Source organism: Paracoccus sp. J56 (genome assembly GCF_019633685.1).
In the GTDB taxonomy this organism is placed as follows: Bacteria; Pseudomonadota; Alphaproteobacteria; order Rhodobacterales; family Rhodobacteraceae; genus Paracoccus; species Paracoccus kondratievae.
This window is the reverse complement of record NZ_JAFL01000022.1, coordinates 1-17,413: the sequence shown is the minus strand read 5'-3', so window position 1 is coordinate 17,413 and position 17,413 is coordinate 1. Positions and strand designations below refer to the sequence as shown.

13 protein-coding genes, 1 tRNA gene, 1 rRNA gene and 3 pseudogenes are annotated in these 17,413 nt (G+C 63.6%); 12 read left to right on the top strand and 6 right to left on the bottom strand.

The window, feature by feature from the left end; genetic code table 11:
• Positions 1-245 precede the first annotated feature (245 nt).
• A pseudogene (locus M511_RS14690) lies at positions 246-1,088 on the bottom strand (IS256 family transposase); the annotation flags it as partial.
• Positions 1,089-1,241: 153 nt separating this feature from the next.
• A complete protein-coding gene (locus M511_RS14685) occupies positions 1,242-2,147 on the bottom strand; it encodes a LysR family transcriptional regulator (protein WP_010400197.1) in 906 nt (301 codons plus the stop codon).
• 112 nt (positions 2,148-2,259) lie between these two features.
• Between M511_RS14685 and M511_RS14680 the strand changes: the two genes are divergently transcribed.
• The 9 genes and pseudogenes from M511_RS14680 to M511_RS14640 all read left to right on the top strand — a co-directional run bounded on the left by M511_RS14680 (position 2,260) and on the right by M511_RS14640 (position 12,376).
• The gene (locus M511_RS14680) at positions 2,260-3,450 is read left to right on the top strand and encodes an MFS transporter (protein ID WP_139824602.1); all 1,191 of its coding nucleotides are present in this window, start codon (positions 2,260-2,262) and stop codon (positions 3,448-3,450) included.
• Positions 3,451-3,514: 64 nt separating this feature from the next.
• Positions 3,515-4,594 carry an alpha/beta hydrolase gene (locus tag M511_RS14675; protein WP_010400199.1) on the top strand — a complete coding sequence of 360 codons (1,080 nt, stop codon included), beginning with the start codon at positions 3,515-3,517 and terminating at the stop codon, positions 4,592-4,594.
• 141 nt (positions 4,595-4,735) lie between these two features.
• Positions 4,736-5,086 (top strand): cyclophilin-like fold protein, encoded by a 351-nt coding sequence (locus M511_RS14670; protein ID WP_010400202.1) that lies wholly within the window; start codon positions 4,736-4,738, stop codon positions 5,084-5,086.
• A 41-nt stretch (positions 5,087-5,127) separates the two neighbouring features.
• Positions 5,128-6,177 (top strand): NAD(P)-dependent alcohol dehydrogenase, encoded by a 1,050-nt coding sequence (locus tag M511_RS14665; RefSeq protein WP_085502584.1) that lies wholly within the window; start codon positions 5,128-5,130, stop codon positions 6,175-6,177.
• A 12-nt stretch (positions 6,178-6,189) separates the two neighbouring features.
• Positions 6,190-6,584 (top strand): annotated as a pseudogene (locus M511_RS14660) ((R)-mandelonitrile lyase).
• A gap of 988 nt (positions 6,585-7,572) precedes the next feature.
• A complete protein-coding gene (locus M511_RS14655) occupies positions 7,573-8,109 on the top strand; it encodes a hypothetical protein (RefSeq protein WP_139824601.1) in 537 nt (178 codons plus the stop codon).
• Between the two features lie 30 nt (positions 8,110-8,139).
• Complete coding sequence (locus tag M511_RS14650) at positions 8,140-9,432, top strand: hypothetical protein (RefSeq protein WP_254901063.1); 1,293 nt, start codon at positions 8,140-8,142, stop codon at positions 9,430-9,432.
• Between the two features lie 333 nt (positions 9,433-9,765).
• Positions 9,766-12,033, top strand: a complete 2,268-nt coding sequence (locus tag M511_RS14645) for an AAA family ATPase (protein ID WP_240547653.1) — start codon at positions 9,766-9,768, stop codon at positions 12,031-12,033.
• The gene (locus M511_RS14640; RefSeq protein ID WP_139824600.1) at positions 12,002-12,376 is read left to right on the top strand and encodes a hypothetical protein; all 375 of its coding nucleotides are present in this window, start codon (positions 12,002-12,004) and stop codon (positions 12,374-12,376) included. Before M511_RS14645 ends, M511_RS14640 begins: the two co-directional genes overlap by 32 nt.
• Positions 12,377-12,486: 110 nt before the next feature.
• Here the strand turns inward: M511_RS14640 and M511_RS14635 are convergent, their stop codons facing one another.
• Complete coding sequence (locus M511_RS14635; RefSeq protein WP_085502601.1) at positions 12,487-13,530, bottom strand: IS5 family transposase; 1,044 nt, start codon at positions 13,528-13,530, stop codon at positions 12,487-12,489.
• 284 nt (positions 13,531-13,814) lie between these two features.
• Here M511_RS14635 and M511_RS14630 point away from each other — a divergent pair, with 284 nt between their 5' ends.
• The 3 genes and pseudogenes from M511_RS14630 to M511_RS19275 all read left to right on the top strand — a co-directional run.
• Positions 13,815-14,843, top strand: a complete 1,029-nt coding sequence (locus tag M511_RS14630; RefSeq protein WP_240547652.1) for a hypothetical protein — start codon at positions 13,815-13,817, stop codon at positions 14,841-14,843.
• A gap of 240 nt (positions 14,844-15,083) precedes the next feature.
• On the top strand, positions 15,084-15,311 hold the full coding sequence (locus tag M511_RS14625) for a hypothetical protein (protein WP_085502581.1): 228 nt from the start codon (positions 15,084-15,086) through the stop codon (positions 15,309-15,311).
• A gap of 27 nt (positions 15,312-15,338) precedes the next feature.
• Positions 15,339-16,376: pseudogene (locus M511_RS19275) on the top strand (recombinase family protein); the annotation flags it as partial.
• Positions 16,377-16,661: 285 nt separating this feature from the next.
• Here the strand turns inward: M511_RS19275 and M511_RS19270 are convergent.
• The 3 genes from M511_RS19270 to rrf form a co-directional block, all read right to left on the bottom strand.
• The gene (locus M511_RS19270) at positions 16,662-17,042 is read right to left on the bottom strand and encodes a hypothetical protein (protein WP_231493273.1); all 381 of its coding nucleotides are present in this window, start codon (positions 17,040-17,042) and stop codon (positions 16,662-16,664) included.
• A gap of 25 nt (positions 17,043-17,067) precedes the next feature.
• A tRNA-Met gene (locus M511_RS14615) sits at positions 17,068-17,144 on the bottom strand.
• A 33-nt stretch (positions 17,145-17,177) separates the two neighbouring features.
• Positions 17,178-17,292 (bottom strand): 5S ribosomal RNA (gene rrf / locus M511_RS14610).
• Between the last annotated feature and the right edge of the window lie 121 nt (positions 17,293-17,413).

Below are 17,413 nucleotides of genomic sequence, written 5' to 3'. Positions count from 1 at the left end.
CTTATCGATCTGAAAATCGAGCCGGCGGTGGATCCGGATTTTATTCGTTTTGGTATCGAATAGCACACTTGTCGGCATCGGACGCGGCTTGGTCTGCAACTATGGGCACCTATTCAAAAGTCTGAGCACCATATTCGATTCGAATCCTCTGACCTTGAGAGTGACCAGAACCATTCGCGGGTCGTGTCGCGAAGGCTGTGGAAATTCCCTGGCGGCTTGCTCCGAGTATGTGAAATTGGCGCGGGTTATGCGGCGAGGTCAAGTGCCATCGGCCCAAGCGGCTGAGCGAGGGTCTCCCATCCGTCGACCTTGCGCATCTGGATCTGCCCCGAGGCCAGCAACGCCCAGAGCAGCATCGGCACGGTTTCGGCGCATGGCAGCACGGTCTGGGTCTTGATCCGGCGTCGAAATTCCTCGTTCAGACGTTCTATCGCATTGGTGGTCCGCGCCGATTTCCATTGCGAGGGATCGAGGCGAGTGAAGGTGAAGAGCCGATCGCCGGCCTCTTCCAGGCTATCGGCCACGGCCCGGCACTTGAGCTTCCACTTGCGGAGGAAAGCCTTGCGACGCTTCTCGATCTCGGCGGCGGTATCGGCGTAGATCATGTCGCGGTAATCCTCGCTCAGCTCGTCATGCAGGCGCTTGGGCGCGTGGCCGAGCAGGTTTCTGTGCTTGTGAACCGTGCAGCGTTGAATGGGCAGCTCCTCGCCCCAGAGCGCCACGAGCGCGGCTTCCAAGCCGGGCGCACCGTCGACGATCACGAACTCCGGTCGTTTCAGGCCCCGTGCATCCAGATCGGTGAGGAACTGACACCAGGCAGCTGTGCTTTCGCCGCCCATATTCCTGATCGAGATCAGCACCTTCTGCCCGTCGCGACGGACGCCGATCGCGGCTAGGACCGAGATATTGGTGGCCTTGCGGTCCAGCCGGGTCTTGATGACGGTGCCGTCGAGAATGAGCCTGACGACATCTTCACCGGCCAAATCGCGGGTGGACCAAGCGTCCCAATCAACCTTCACCTTGCGCCAGGCCCGGCTGACGACATCCTTGCTCACGGCCCCTTCGAACAGGCCAAACAAAGCCCGTCTTTTTGCAATGAAGAACGGCGTGCCGAAAGTCCTAGAACGATTTACCTCGGAATTGATCTGCCCGGAGACAGGCTTGCGGCCATCTTTCTCTCATCCGAACCGATCAATTTTCGCAAGGGAGTGGACGGGTGGCGAACCCGTCGTAACCGGCACTCAACGGCCCGCCTTGCTTCGATGCCTGAGCGCGTCGACAATGACGCGGAATGCCGGCAGGTTCTGTCTGCGGCTGGGGTAGTAGAGGAAATATCCGTCGAACATGGGCGACCAGTCGTCCAGAACCTGCACCAAAGCGCCTACAGCGATCCGGTCCGCAACGATATCCTCCGGCACATAGGCGATGCCGTAGCCGCTGACTGCCGCGTCGATCATCGCATAGGAGTTGTTGAAGGCCAGTTGCCCGTCCACCCGGACGCGCAATTCCTGCCCGTCCTTCTCGAACTCCCAGGCATAGAGGCCGCCGGCACTCTCGTGGCGCATGTTGATGCAGATGTGGCGGACCAGATCGCGTGGGTGCTGCGGCGTGCCATGTTCGGACAGATAGCCGGGCGACGCCACCGCCACCAGCCGCCAGTCGGGGCCGATGCGCACAGCGATCATATCTTTTTCCACGCTTTCGCCCAAGCGGACGCCGGCGTCAAAACCTTCCTCGACAATATTGCGGAAGCTGCTGTCAAGGATCAGTTCGACGCTGATATCGGGATAATCCTTCAGCAGCGGCTTCAGCTTCGGCCAGACCACGCTATCCAGCGCGTGATCCGACAGCGTCAGCCGGATGGATCCCGAGGGCTTGTCGCGCAACGCCGTCAGCGCGGCGATCTCTTCCTCGATCTCAACGAGGCGCGGGGTGATGGTTTTCAGCAGCCGCTCACCCGCCGGCGTGGTCGAGACGTTGCGGGTCGTGCGCGTTAGCAGGCGGATACCCATACGGGTCTCCAGCTGCTTGATCGCATGGCTCAGCGTCGATTGCGCGACACCGATCCGCGCTGCCGCGCGAGTGAAGCTGCGTTCCTCGGCCACGACGCGGAACCAGGTGAGTTGGTTGAGGTCGGTCTTTTCCATTGTGCCAGATTAATCGACTGGGTCGATTGATCCAATCAAAATGAGACGGGTAATCGGAAAGATTCGGATGGGCTATATCCGGCCAGAACCCAACCGTCAGGAGCTAGCGCACATGGTTTCCACCGTGGAACATGCCGGCAGCAGGCCGGAGGCCGCATGGGGCGCAGTCCTGTCGATGGCGCTTTGCGTGGCGATGCTGATCGCCTCCGAATTCATGCCGGTCAGCCTGCTGACGCCGATGGCCGAAGGGCTGGGCGCGACCGAGGGCCAGACCGGACAGGCGATCTCGGTCAGCGGGTTGTTCGCCGTTGCGGCCAGCCTGCTCATCACCACCGCAGCCGGGAGGCTGAACCGCAAATGGGTGTTGGTGGCCCTGACATTCTTCATGCTGTTGTCGCTGGTGCTGGTTGCGGTGGCCCCGAGTTTCACCGTGTTGATGATCGGACGTGCTGTCTTGGGCATCTGCATCGGCGGCTTTTGGGCGCTGGCGACGGCAGTGATCATGCGGCTGGTGCCGGCACAGGACGTGCCGAAGGCCCTGGCGCTGATGTATGCCGGGCAGGCGATTGCGGCGGCCTTCGCCGCGCCGATCGGCAGTTATCTGGGCGGGATCTTCGGCTGGCGCGACGTCTTTTGGGCGCTAACGCCCATCGTCGCCATCAACCTCGTCTGGCATATGATTGCCCTGCCGTCGCTGCCTGCGCAGCAGCGGCAGGATGTCCGGGCACTGTTGGACCTGCTGAAGCGGCAGTATTTCCGGCGCGGTCTGATGGCCTGCATGCTGTCCTGGGGCTCGGCCTTCAGTATGTTCACCTATCTGCGTCCGTTCCTGGAGCAGGTAACCGGCGTGGATGTGGCCACGCTTTCGGTCCTGCTGCTTCTGCTGGGCTGCGCCGGTTTTATCGGCACCTGGGCGGCGGGTCGCTTCATCAAGGGCGATGCCGCACCGTTCCTGAAACTGCCGGCGCTGGTGATGGGAGGGGCCACGGTAGGACTGTTGCTGTTGGGCCATTCCGTGATCGCCACAGGATTTCTCATGGTGATCTGGGGCGCGATGAACACGATGTTCTCGGTGATCTGGATGACCTGGATGTCGCAGAACGCCGATGACGCGCCTGAAGCTGCCGGCAGCCTGATGGTCGCGGCGATTCAGGCTTCGATCCTGCTGGGCACGGTGGTTGGCGGCCTGCTGTTGGACGGCATCTCGATCCGGGCGCCCTTCATCGGCAGCGTGGTGCTGGCAGTTTTCGCCGTGGCGCTGATCGGGAACGGGCGAACGCTGCTGAACCCCCAGGAAACATGAGATGACAGCCGGCCCTCGCTTTCCCTCCACCCTCTGCTCACCTGAACACGAAGGAGATATCCCGATGGATGAACGCCTCAGCCGTCGAACCCTGCTTGGGGGATCGCTTGCCGCAAGCACTGCAATCATGCTGGGCACCGGGTCCACCGTGGCGCAACCGACCTCCGCAGAAACCGAAGGAAATGCCATGAATCAGGACTGGGACAAGGTCTTCCCGAAGAGCGGGAAGGTCGACCATGAGAAGGTGACCTTCACCAACCGTTACGGCATCACGCTTGCGGGCGACCTCTATCTGCCGAAAGATCGCAGCGACGACCACCTGCCGGCCATCGTCGTCGCCGGCCCGTTCGGCGCCGTCAAGGAGCAGTCGTCGGGCCTTTATGCGCAAACTATGGCCGAGCGCGGCTTCGTCACGCTGGCCTTCGATCCGTCCTTTACCGGCGAAAGCGGCGGTGAGCCGCGCGACGTCGCCTCGCCCGACATCAACACCGAGGATTTCATGGCAGGCGTGGATTTCCTTGGCCTGCACGCTGCCGTGGACCGTGAGCGCATCGGCGTCATCGGTATCTGCGGCTGGGGTGGCATGGCGCTGAGCGCCGTCGCCTTGGACAAGCGCGTCAAGGCCGTCGCGGCCAGCACCATGTATGACATGACCCGCGTCATGTCGCGGGGCTATGACGACAGCATGACATCCGAGCAGCGCGCGGAGGTGCTGGAAACCCTCAGCCGCCAGCGTTGGGAGGATGCCGCGAATGGCGCCCCCGCCTATCAGCCGCCCTATAACGAGTTGCAAGGCGGCGAGGCGCAGTTCCTGGTCGATTACCACGATTACTATATGACCTCGCGCGGTTATCACGAACGTGCGGTCAATTCGGGCAATGCCTGGACCCAGACAACGCCGCTACCATTCATGAACCTGCCGATCCTCACCCATATCGCGGAAATCTCGCCGCGTCCGATCCTGCTGATCCATGGCGAGAATGCCCATTCGCGCTATTTCAGCGAAACCGCCTATGAGGCGGCGGCGGAGCCGAAAGAACTGGTGATCATCCCGGGCGCCAGTCACGTCGATCTTTACGACCGGATGGACGTGATCCCCTTCGACAGGCTGGCGACGTTCTTCGACCAGCATCTTGCCGCCTAGACCACGACTGTGAGGTTGCCTGCCATGATGGATGATGCGGACATGCCCACTGAACCCGCCGGCCTCTCCCGGCGTATGTTGTTGGGCATCGCCACCAGCTTAGCCCTTCCTGCTATCGCCCGCGCCCAGGAAGGATCCGTCATGCGCATCCGGTTCATCTTCGCTGATCAGAGTTTCACCGCGACGCTGGAGGACAATCCTTCGGCCCGCGACCTCTTCGACATGCTGCCACTGGACCTGACCGTCGAGGATTACTCGACCAACGAGAAGATCGCCTACCTGTCGCGCAAGCTGGCCGAGCAAGGCAGCGGCCCCTTCGGCAACGAGGCACCAGGCGATCTGTGTTATTATGCGCCATGGGGCAACCTGGCGATGTTCCATGCCCCCTATCGCTGGTCGCGCGGGCTGATCCGGCTTGGCCGATTGGACGGCGGGCCTGCGCCCTTACTGGTGCGCGGTGAATATCCGCTGCGCGTCGAACCCCTTGCATGATCCGCGCCAGCGGACAACTCTTGCCCACAAAGGAACCTGACATGACCATTCTCGCCTATGGTGCCACCGCTGCCGACCAGCCGGTCTCCCGCATGGAAATCACCCGCCGCGCGCCCGGTCCGCATGACGTGCGCATCGAGATCCTCTTTTGCGGCATCTGCCATTCCGACCTGCACCAGGTCCGCAGCGAATGGGCCGGCACGCTCTACCCCTGCGTGCCGGGACACGAGACCGTCGGTCGCGTGACCGAGACCGGCAGCCATGTGACCGCCCATAAGCGCGGCGACCTGGTCGGCGTCGGTTGTATCGTCGATAGCTGCCAGAACTGCGCCGATTGCGACGACGGGCTGGAGAACTATTGCGACGGCATGGTCGGCACCTATAACGGCCCAACCGCCGACGCCCCCGGCCACACGCTGGGCGGTTACTCCCAAGCGGTCGTCGTGCATGAACGCTATGTGCTGCGGATCACCCACCCCGAGGATCAGTTGGCCGCCGTGGCGCCGCTGCTCTGCGCCGGCATCACCACCTGGTCGCCGCTGCGCCATTGGGGCGCCGGGCCAGGCAAGAAGGTCGCCGTGGTCGGCATCGGCGGCCTCGGCCATATGGGCGTGAAGCTTGCCCATGCGATGGGCGCGCATGTCGTGGCCTTCACCACCTCCGAGTCCAAGCGCGCCGATGCCAGGGCGCTTGGCGCCGATGAAGTGGTGGTCTCGCGCAACCTCGATGAGATGGCGGCCCATGCGAAAAGCTTCGATTTCATCCTGAACACCGTCGCCGCGCCGCATGACCTGGACGCTTTCCTGGCGCTGCTGAAGCGCGACGGCACCATGACGCTGGTCGGTGCGCCGGCAACGCCGCATCCCTCGCCCACCGTGCACAACCTGATCGGCAAGCGGCGCTCGCTGGCCGGCTCGATGATCGGCGGCATTCCTGAAACCCAGGAGATGCTCGATTTCTGCGCCGCCCACGGCATCGTGGCCGATATCGAGATGATCCGCGCCGACCAGATCGAGCCCGCCTACGCCAGGATGCTGAAAGGCGATGTGAAATACCGCTTCGTCATGGATATCGCCACGATGGGCAACTGAAGGGAGCCGCAGATGAAAATCACCCGCGCAGGTGCGACGCCCTCGACCGCCGGTCCGGCCGACTGGTTCACCGGCACCGTCCGCATCGACCCGCTGTTCGCGGCCGAGGCGCCGGGCCGCGCCGCCGGCGCCCATGTCACCTTCGAGCCGGGCGCGCGCACGGCATGGCACACGCATCCGGCCGGCCAGACGCTGATCGTCACTTTCGGCCGCGGCCGCGTCCAGCGCGAGGGCGCCCGGTCGAGGAGATCCACCAGGGCGACGTGGTCTGGTTCCCCGCCGGAGAAAAGCACTGGCACGGCGCCGCCCCCGACACCGCGATGAGCCATATCGCCATTCAGGAAGCCATCGACGGATCGGCGGTCACCTGGATGGAGGAAGTCTCGGACGCGGATTACGCCGACTGAAAGGTGTCAGATTGAGGAGCAGACGCGCGAAAGCATCGACGAAAAGTTCGGCCCGTGGAACAGGGCGTGACCGCAGGGCTAATGATCTAGGCTGAGAAACAACGGACTCAGAAACGCAACCCTAAAAGAATGTGCCGTCCACTGGCTGCGTTCATGACCGTGGCGCTGGTGATGCCGAGAGCAGACTTAGTCAACTGGCTGGCAATGCGATCAGCAGCTTCGGCGACATGAGGCAATCAGTGGACAAACTGACTCGCCGACCAGCTGTGCTCTGCGCCTGCGGGCACAACATCCGTAAGATCCTCGGCCAGATCAGCACTCTTTGGACCTTCTTCATCCGCTTCATACACGGCATCATCGTGGTCGTTAACAGACCAATTGAGACGCACGGCGCGGCATAACCGCGTTGTTCAGAGCTGACTATCCAGTGACATCAAGGTTTCGCAAACCAACCGAGACCTCCGAACCCGTCACGGTTCTCGATCTGTCATCTCCCGCCACTGGACCAGCGCCCGCCGGATCATCTCCAGCCGCGCGCAGATCCGGTCGCCGCCAGCGACCTGATCCAATGGTCAGCTGTCAGTGAGCCACGATTTCTGATCTTGGCAATCTCGGTGTCAAAGAACGGATGTCTCACCCTTTTCTCAGGCTGTCCCATTTCTGGATGACGATCTCTTACTTTTCCGAGCTTTCGGCAGCGCGCCTCGCCAACCATTCGGCCATTACGCGCCGCACAACTTCGGGACGCGACGGCAGATCTGCTTGCTCTCTTCGATAATCATCGATCGCGCGCAGCATTTCTCGGTCCATACGTATGGTGACCGGTTCAGTGTCTGCGGTTGGTCGCCCCATTTTTGCCATATTCGAATCTTTCTCAATTTTACTACTTGACTATTCAGTGTCATATAGTCATATTGAGCGAGCCTTGGCAAGGGATTAGGGCCCCTTACCAAAGCTCTGACCACATCGATCTTTAGGGAGATCAATCATGGCTACCTGCACTCCTACTACAACCAATCGCTTTTCGGAACCCGCTGTCGCGTTTACGCACTCACCGGCCTCCAAGACCTTTTCTCGGCTTCTCGGAGCACTGGCGGCACACATTGAAGCCGAACGCGACATCGAGGATGTGGCGTCCTTCGACCCTGCCTTCATGGACTGGCAGCGCGACGCCGAATGCGCCCGCGCAGAAGTTCTGTCGATCATCACCGAACTTCGCCATACACCGATCCGTCGCCGGGAAGACAGCCCGCTGAAACGCATGAACTATGTGATGTATGCCATGCTCCAGAGCACCAGCACCGAGGAATTTCTGCGGCTGCGGGCATTTGTGACCGGCAATGTCGCTCTGTTCTCATGCTCCGGTCAAAGTCCGGTGGCGCAGCGCGTTCAGCAGATGCTCGCGTCTGCTTTCGATAGGCTGGAGGAGCTTGCCGCTTTGGACACCTATGTCGATCCATTCGACGTGGGTTGCACGGCTGGCAACATCGACGAGCCCGCGACCATGCTGGCCCCCGCAGCGTAATCGCCCCTTCTATCTGACGGCATCAGCCTGGTGACCATCGGGCAAGCCAGCCGCACCCACACCATTCCTTTTGCCACCGGCTCCTGGTCGCACGTCCTGCGTGCGCCCGAGGTCTGGCTTCATCTTCTCATCCTGCTTTCGGGAGGACTTCCTATGTCCACGACCAACCTGTCTTCGCACGACACCCGCACCCCGCTTTCGGTTTCCGAACTGCCGCTCGTCATCCATCCGGGCGAGATGCATGCCCACTGGGCCGAGGCCGCCCGCGCCAAAGGCTTCGACCTCATCGCGCGCGTTCGGGACCGCTTGCATGTAGCGCTGCGCTGCCAGAGCTGCGGCGGCATCCATGTGACGCGGCACTCTGTTGTGATGACGGCGCAGCCGCTGTGCCCGCACTGTATCGAGGCGCGCTGGCGGGCGACCGCCTCCGCCGCCGGCCTGACCTGGCTCGGCCGGGATCCGGATCACCGCCATTATGGCCGCTATCTTCCGTCCTGTGGCCACGAGATTCGGCGCCAGTTCAGCTTCGTTGACCGTATTGCGGCAAGCGCGGTCTCCGTGCGTTGCGAGACCTGCCTCACCCATCGTGAGGAAGCTGAGGCCGCTCGTTTCCGTTGGACGCGTCTTGGGCGCGACCCGCTGGGCAACGCGTCCTACCGGCTTTACCGCCACAGTTGTGGCCACACCCAACGCATCGCGGTGGCGAACATGCGCTGGGGTCAATGCGACTGCGCCGGATGTGGGCAGAGCTGGACCGCCAAGCCTTCCTACATCTACCTGCTCGACATCCGTCACCCCCAGACCAAGAGGCACTATCTAAAACTGGGATATTCTTCGCATCCTGTAAAGAGACACAGACACCAACTCGGGCTCCCAAAAGATGCTGAGGTCGAGGTGCTCCGGGTCGTGGCCATGCCGACCGGCCACGGTGCCTGCGCCCACGAGAAGGCGGCGCATGCCCGCCTCAAACGCAACCATCCGGAAGCCCTGGTCCCCCATCCGGAATACGCGGACATCATGAATGTGGTTTCCGAGATCTACCGGCCCGAGGCCCTTTCCATCCTGCAGGCTACCCTTGACCGGATCGAGGTGGAGATCGCGGATGCCGCCCGCATCCGGAGTCAGGATCACCTCTCCACCCCGCCCGGCATTGCGGCAAGCAACGATCCGGAAGCCCCGCACGATACCCCGGAAACGCCCTTACCTGCTGCACCGGCCACCCGGACTCCGGCACCATCCCACCCGCGCCGCAAACCCCGGCCCGCCGGAGCGGCGCAAGATCGGCACCCGATCCTGCGTCGGCACTGGGGCCTGACCGGATAACGGATCCCGACGAGACGATTCCGGATCGCGCGAGGAGACCATTTCGCCGATCCGGATACCCCGGGACAAGCGGGGCGGCAGCGCGCCCCAACGCGATCCGGAACCCATGCCGCGCCGAAGTAATGCCAAGGTTTCCGGCGGTTTTCATTCCGGAATCCGGATCGGATCGGCTGCGACACAGCCGAAGCCCGAACGTTTCGGGATCCCCGCCGGCCCCAGCCCTGACACCGCCACCGCATCCCTCAACGCGGAGTCCTGCCCAGCTCTACCACCTCTCCCGCCGCTATCCGGATCCCCGGATGGCCCGCCTCTCTCATATCCGGAATCCCCGCCATGACCCAGACAAACGCAACCAATCCCCGCAATCCTGACCCCAAATCCGGAACCCGTCATCCCGCGCCCTGGGCTTCCCTGGCCCGCCACGCCATCCGCCGCCTGCAGGCCGATCTGGCCGAGAAGCTGAGCCCGTCATGGGATCCCGCGCTCGACCCGGAAGACATGGATCTGCCCGAGTTGCTGGAAGCCGCAATCTCACCTCCGGGATCCGCCGCGCTCGATGCCCTGAACACCAGCCCCGCCGCGCAGAACGTCTCGCCCGAAGAGTTTGACGCGATCAAGGAGGCTGGCGGCGATCCTGCCGCGACGACCGAGGATGGCGCGTCGCAGCCGCGCATCCGCCTGCCCGCCAGAAAGCTGTTCCCGCTCCTGCGCCTTGCCGCCAGCATCGGCGGCCTCGAGGACCGCGACGCGATGCTGGTGCCGGGCGCGATCACCGTGATCGAAGGCATTCCGGGCAACCTGATCGATGCGCTCAAGAAGCTGCTGCCGCATGCGTTGCCGCAAAGCTGGTCACTGGCCATGTCCATGGGCCGGCTGCCTCGCGACAAGCCTTGTCTGCTGGTGCTGGGCCCGGAGCTCATGAACGGCAAGATCTCCGACCACGCCGAACGCGGCTTTGCGGCGGAACTCGCCACGGCCATCGACATGCGGGTCCCGATCCTGATCCTGCTGCCGGAGGTGGCAACCGCGCCCGAGGTGCTGCGCCACCCGCCAGTCCAACGACGGGCCTTTGCGCCTCTGTCGGCGGAGATCCTGATCACCGCCCTGCGCGCCACGCACAGCGCCACCGGCCGGGTCGACGAGAGTGCCGTCCGCGCCGCCCTGCCGGACGATGCCGCGCTGCCTGACCTGGAGCCACTGGCCCTTGGTCTGGCGATGCGGGCGCCGACCGCGAAGGCGGTCGCCGAGCGGATCGCAGCCCTCACAGTCAAGGCGCCACGCGCCGCGGCTGACGGCCCCTGGCTCGAGGACATCCACGGCGACACACCTGCGCTCCGGGCCGCGCGCCAGATCGTGCGCGACCTGCGCGCATGGAAGACCGGCGAGGTCGGCTGGCAGGACCTGACCCGCACGCTGCTGCTCTACGGCCCGCCCGGCACCGGCAAATCATGGATCGCCCGTGCCATGGGCAATTCGGCAGGCTTCGCGGTGGTAACGGGCACCTTCGGTGAATGGCAGGCCGCAGGCCATCTGGGCGACATGCTGCGCGAGATGCGCCGGACCTTCCGCGAGGCGCGGTCCAAAGCCCCCACGGTGCTGATCATCGACGAGATCGACGCTGTCGGATCGCGCGAGGATCGCGATCAGCACAACCGGTCCTACCGCACGCAGGTGATCAACGGCTTCCTGGCGGAGATGGACAGCATCGCCCGGGAAGAAGGTGTCATCGTGATCGGCACCTGCAACCATCCGGAAATGATCGATCCCGCCGTGCTGCGGTCCGGACGGTTCGACATGAAGGTCGCCCTGCCGCTGCCCGATGTCGAGGGCCTCTTCGGCGTGTTCCGGCACTGCCTGCCCGACTGGCGCGAGGCCGATCTGCACGACCTCGCGGCGCGCGCCGTCGGCTGCTCGGCGGCAGATGTCGATGCCGCGATCCGGCAAACGCGCGCCGCAGCGCGGGGGCAAAAGCGCGACATGACCCTTTCCGATCTCCAGCGTGTTTTCCGCGTCGCCCATGATGCCGACATCGACCGTCGCGTCGCCCTGCACGAATGCGGTCATGCCATCGCCTGCACCGCCCTTCGCCTCGGCCCGGTGCGCCGCATTTTCCTGGGCCGCGATGGCGACGGCGGCACGGTGTTCGATGCGGATGCCAAACATGGCTTGCTCAGTGATCTGCAGGACCGCCTGGTGCAGATGCTGGCCGGACGCGCGGCCGAGCGTCTGATCCTGGGCGATGTCTCGGCCGGCGCGGGCGGCAGCGCCGACTCCGATCTGGCCCAGGCGACGATGATCGCCACATCGATCCAGACGCGCTACGGGCTTGGCGCCCAGGGCCCGGTCTGGACCGCCGATCCCGAGACCCTGCTCGCACTCGACCCCGACATGCTGTTCCGTGTCCGCCGCGAGTTGGAGGCTGCCGAGAAGCGCGCCGCGCAGATCCTCAGCACCCATCGCGCCCTGCTCGAGGAGATGGCCGAGGCGCTGATGGCATCGCGCGACATGGACCGCACCGAGGCCCAGGACTGGCTCGCACGTCTGCACCATGCGGCACCGGACGAAGTTCATGACGCGCACCCTGCGCAACAACCGCAATAGAGACAGACGGGTGGCGCCCGCCCCACGCGATCGCACGTCACCCTGTCGAACCAGCCTTTCACGAACAAAAAGCCAAAACAAAAAAAGCAGCAGAGCCGCCAATCAAAAATCCAAAACAAAAAACGGCGCTCCCTGCGGCGGGCCCAGCCCGCCGCCCACTCCATTCCCATGGAAGAATAAAGAAAGAGAAGAAAAAACCAAAAGACAAAAGACCCGGGAAAGCCTCGGGCAGTTCGGTCCACAGCGCAACCAGCTCAAAAAGAGAAAGATCAGGCACAAAAGAACAAAGGGCACCTCGATTTTTGACCTTTTCCGGTCGTGGGTCGCGGGCTCGGCGGCTTGAAATGGGCGTGATGCCACCCGTCAGTGCCCTTGTGCGCTACGGGGTCTTTGATGCTTTGCCTGTCGCGCGCGGCGTTTCGTGCCGCACGACTTGATTTCCGCGCCCCTGGGTTAGCCCGGGCACGGGTTCAGGCGGCTCAGCTGGCCGAGGCGGCGCATGTTGTAAGCGAGGTTCTTCATCCCGATCTTCGCCTTCGCCCGCACCATGCCGATCGTGCGCACCAGCGTGCCGCCCATGTCGTTGGTCTGCGCGCCGAAGACATGCTCGACCCGGGCACGCACCGAGGATTTGGTCCGGTTGCTGCTTTTGGCCTGCTCGGTCAGCGGCTTGCCGCGCTTGCCCTTGCGGTGGATGTGGCTCTTCAGCTTCATGCCGCGCAGCTTGGCTTCCATCTCCTCGGACCGATAGGCCGGATCGGCCCAGACCCCCGCGCCGGTATTGCCCCGCGTCAGCAGGTGGTCCACCGCTTGGCTGTCATGCAGGGCAGCATCGCTGACATGGTAACGTCTTACCAGCTTGTGCTTCCTGTCCATGCTCACATGGTTCTTGTAGCCATAGTGGGATTTGCCGTGCTTCTTGGTCCAGCGGGCATCAACGTCCTTCTGTGACCGCTTGGCCGGTTTGTCGGACCAGCCCTCGGGCACCTCACCGCTCTTGATCGCCTTGTTTTCCTCGCGCGTGTTGTGGTTCTTCGGCACCGGGACGATGGAGGCATCCAGGATCTGCCCTCCCCGCGCGATGTAACCCCGTCGCGCCAGATAGCCGTCGAACTGCTTGAACAGCGCCTCCACCAGGCCCGCCTGCGCCAGCGCTTCGCGATAAAGCCACACCGTCTTGGCATCGGGCACCCGGTCCTCAAGCCCTAGGCCGAGGAACCGCATGAATGACAAACGGTCGCGCACCTGATACTCGATCTGGTCGTCGGACAGGTTGTAGAGCGCGCCCAGGACCAGTGTCTTGAACATCAGAACGGCGTCCATCGGCTTGCGCCCGGCGCGCGACTTCCGCTCCGCATCTGGCTTGCGCCAAACCCGCTCCAGCGTCGGGCGGAACTCCTCCCACGGCACAACGGCGTCAATCTCGACCAAGGGGTCCTTCTTGGCATCCAGGCTCGCATAGCGGTCCGAAAGATCGAAGAAACCCATCTGTGCCATCGTTACGCCCAAGCAGCCGATCACCCCCCGTTCATACCGCAGCAACTCGGGCCGGGCAATTTTTCGAGGTGCCCCAAAGAGATACGCACCCCCAGAACCAAATCACCGGCATCCCCCGACGGAATTCGAAGCTCCCAGTTGGCCATACGCAGCCCGCCCCGCAGATCCTATTATCTTCGGACAGTGTCTTGAGCCCCTGACAATCGGCTCATGCGACAAGGCAGGCCGCTCTTGATGTCCTGAACCATATCCCCCGGATATTCCCCCAGACAAGGAAACCAGCAATGATCCACCCTCCAAACCCCGCAACCTGGATCCCTCCGGTGATCCGCTTCGCAGCCAACCTTCCTGTCCTCGACCCCAGCGGCGAAGAATGGGACCACATGTTCACCTCCGCCTGGCAGTTCGGCTGCGAGGCGCTGATCGCCCTCGGTCAGGCGGAGGACACCGGGCGCGGTGCGCGGCCGCTGGCTCACCCCCGACTGCCGGATATTCTTCCCAAATGGGACGATATCTGCGTCACCGTGCTCAGCCTTGCCAATCAATGCGGGCTTCTCTCTTACAGACTGCCCGACGGGTGCGAATCCCCCGAGGCCGCCGCATGGTGGGGTCGACGCGCGGGCGCAGTCCTTCCGCCGCCGAACATCAGGACCGCGCATGGCCTTGGCCCGGCCTGGGCCGCCCCGCAGGTGCTGCCGGTGCTGCGCGCGCTTGGACTGATCGAATCCGGCCAATGGACTGTAACCGCGAAGCCTGTGCTCTGGCGCAAGGAGCCACAGGAATGGGATCTCGACATCGCCGCCGATTCGCGCTTCCAGCTGGCGCTGGATCGGGCCGTCAACGAGATGCCCGCAGACATCCGCCGCAGGCTGGACGGGCTGGTCACCATCACAGAGGCCGATGTCACCAAGGGGCTGATCCGACGCGAGGCCCATCAGCAGGGCCTGCGCGCGGAGCACGGCGTCAGCCGGGTGATCGGCCTGCCGCTCACCCGCGACTCGGTGCGGCAGGGCCTGATCTGCCTGCGCATCCATGATCTCGACTGGCTGTTCTTTTCGAACTGGCGGTGGCCGGACGGCTGGCTCTCCCGCTCGAGCGGAAACGGGCGATGGAGATCTGGCACGATAGCCTCGCCATCCGCATGCGCAGGGCCGTCGTCGCGCAGCTTTATACGGACAGACCGGAGTTTGCGGGGTGAGCCGTCAAGACGATCTGGAAGCCCGGACCGGACGCTCCACCCAGCCCCAAATAAAATCCGGATAATTCGCGCGGATGGTCCGCTGCGCCCGGCTGGAGCCCCGCCCGGCACGTAGGACGTGGTCGACGCGCTTGCCCGTGGGCCGGCCCCATCCTCGACTGCCCCTCTTGAGAGTGAGATTTCCATATTTCGCAGTTGGTTATCCACATTCATGCGACCCGAGAACCCTGTTTCCAGCTTAGAGAGCCGTTCCCATGCCCTATGATCATCCTGGCAGCAGCGGGCTCATCCCCGCACAGGATCATCATCGAACGCCGGCGGGCCATGTCCCGCGGCGCAGGGAGCAGCTCGGCCCATGGCACGAGACCGGAGAAATATTGCCGACAGGGAGGGCGCCGCGCAGGCGGCGGCCGTTCCTTCTGCATCTCCCGGCCCTGCGGTTTCGGCCCCCGTGGCCTCTCCGGCCGACAAAGCCCTTGCCGGGAATCGCGGTCTGTCGGAGGATCGCGACCTGTTCCGCCATTTCCTGCGCGCCCTCGCCCGCGACGCCGCGCGCCGCGACGATATCGCCGATCCCGACTGATCCCTTCCGCCTCGAAGGAGATGCCCCATGACGAAGCAAAAATTACGCGTGGCGATCTACGCCCGCTTCTCGACCGACAAGCAGCGTGATGCCTCGATCGAGGACCAGATCGACTCCTGCCGCGATCTGGCAGCCCGCGAGGGCTGGGAAGTCGTCGCCACCTATCACGACCGTGCAATTTCAGGTGCCAGCATGTTCCGGCCCGGGATCGAGGCCCTGCAGCGCGATGCCAGGGCGGGGAAGTTCGACATCGTCCTGGCCGAAGCGCTCGACCGGCTGTCGCGCAAGCTCGCCGACATCGCGAAGTTCCACGAGCGGATGGAACATACCGGCATCGACATCCACACCCTGACCGAGGGCAAGGTCGATGCCATGCTGATCGGCATGAAGGGGACGATGAACCAGATCCTGCTGCGCGACATCGGCATCAAGACGCATCGCGGCCAGAAAGGCCGGGTAAAAGACGGCAAGCTCGCCGGTGGCAATGCCTACGGCTACGATGTGTTGCCCCCAACGCAGGTCAACGGCAAGGCCGAACATGGTGACCGCGTCATCAACCGCGCCGAGGCGGAGGTCGTGCGGCGGATCTTCACGGACTATGCGCAAGGCATCTCCGCCGGGAAGATCGCCGAAGCGCTGAACATCGAGCGCATCCCCGGGCCGCGCGGCGGCTGGTGGGGCGCGTCGACCATTCTCGGCAACCGCGAACGTGGAACCGGCATCCTGAATAACGAGCTTTACGTGGGACAGTTGGTCTGGAACCGGCTGAACTACCGCAAGGACCCGGATCACGGCAAGCGTGTCTCCAAACCGAATGCACCCGAACGGGTAATCAAGACCGCCGTGCCGCACCTGCGGATCATCGACGACGCGCTTTGGGACCGGGTCAAGGCACGGCAGGGTGCGATGAAGACCAAGAACACCGATGTGCCGATCTGGGACCGGCGCCGCCCAAAATTTCTGCTTTCCGGGCTGATGGCCTGCGGTTGCTGCGGTGGCGGATTCTCGAAGGTCTCAAAAGACGGCTTCGGCTGCTCGTCCGCCCGCAAGAAGGGCGCGGCCGCCTGCACCAATATGGCGGTGATCAGGCAGAAGGATCTCGAGACCCGGGTGCTCAACGCCCTCGAACACCACCTGATGGACGAGGAAGCGGTGCGGATCTTCTGCGAGGAATATGCCGCCGAGCGCAACCGGCTGCAGGCAACCCGCGCGGCCGGGCGCGCTGATCTGGAACGGGAACTGAAGCAGGTGATCACCGACCACAAGAAGCTGATCGACGCGATCATCGCCGGTGTGCCTGCGGACCAGGTGAAGGACCGTATGATCGAGTTGGATGCCCGCCGGAAGGACCTAGAACGCCAGCTCTCGGCCTCCCCAGCCCCGGACCCGATCCGGATCCACCCGGGCATGGCAAAGACCTACCGCGCCCGGATCGGCGCGTTGATCGCGGGCCTGTCGGAGGCCGAGCGGATGGACGAGGCGAAGGAGGCGCTGCGAGCACTGATCGACAAGGTGGAGCTGGTGCCGGTCCCGGCGGAAGACAGTGGCGATGGTAAGCCCGGGCTGGCCATCCATCTTCACGGCGCTCTGGCGAGCCTGCTGCGTCTGGCCTGCGGTCTGCCGGTGCATGAGATTGTGGGCGCGGCGGCGGGTCAAACGCAAAAAGCCCCGCGGGAAGCGGGGCGTGCGGGTGTAATCAATGGACAATCCGCAAACGCGGATATTCAACACATTGATATCATTGGAGAAAAAGTTTTGGTTGCGGGGGCAGGATTTGAACCTGCGACCTTCAGGTTATGAGCCTGACGAGCTACCGGGCTGCTCTACCCCGCGGTAGTTTGTTGAGAGAGTTACGCTTCTTTCCAGGTCTGGCGGTGACCTACTCTCCCACGTCTTTTGACGCAGTACCATTGGCGCTACGGCGCTTAACTGCCGAGTTCGGGATGGGATCGGGTGTTTCGCTCGTGCTAAAGCCACCAGACCGGGAAAGGAGCGTATCGGCGTGACCCATTCGGGTTGGTTGTCCAAGGATGCTTTTTGGAAGCTGACGTGCAGATATTTTTTTCTGGTCTGTCTTCTTCCGGATCAAATCAAGCCAATCG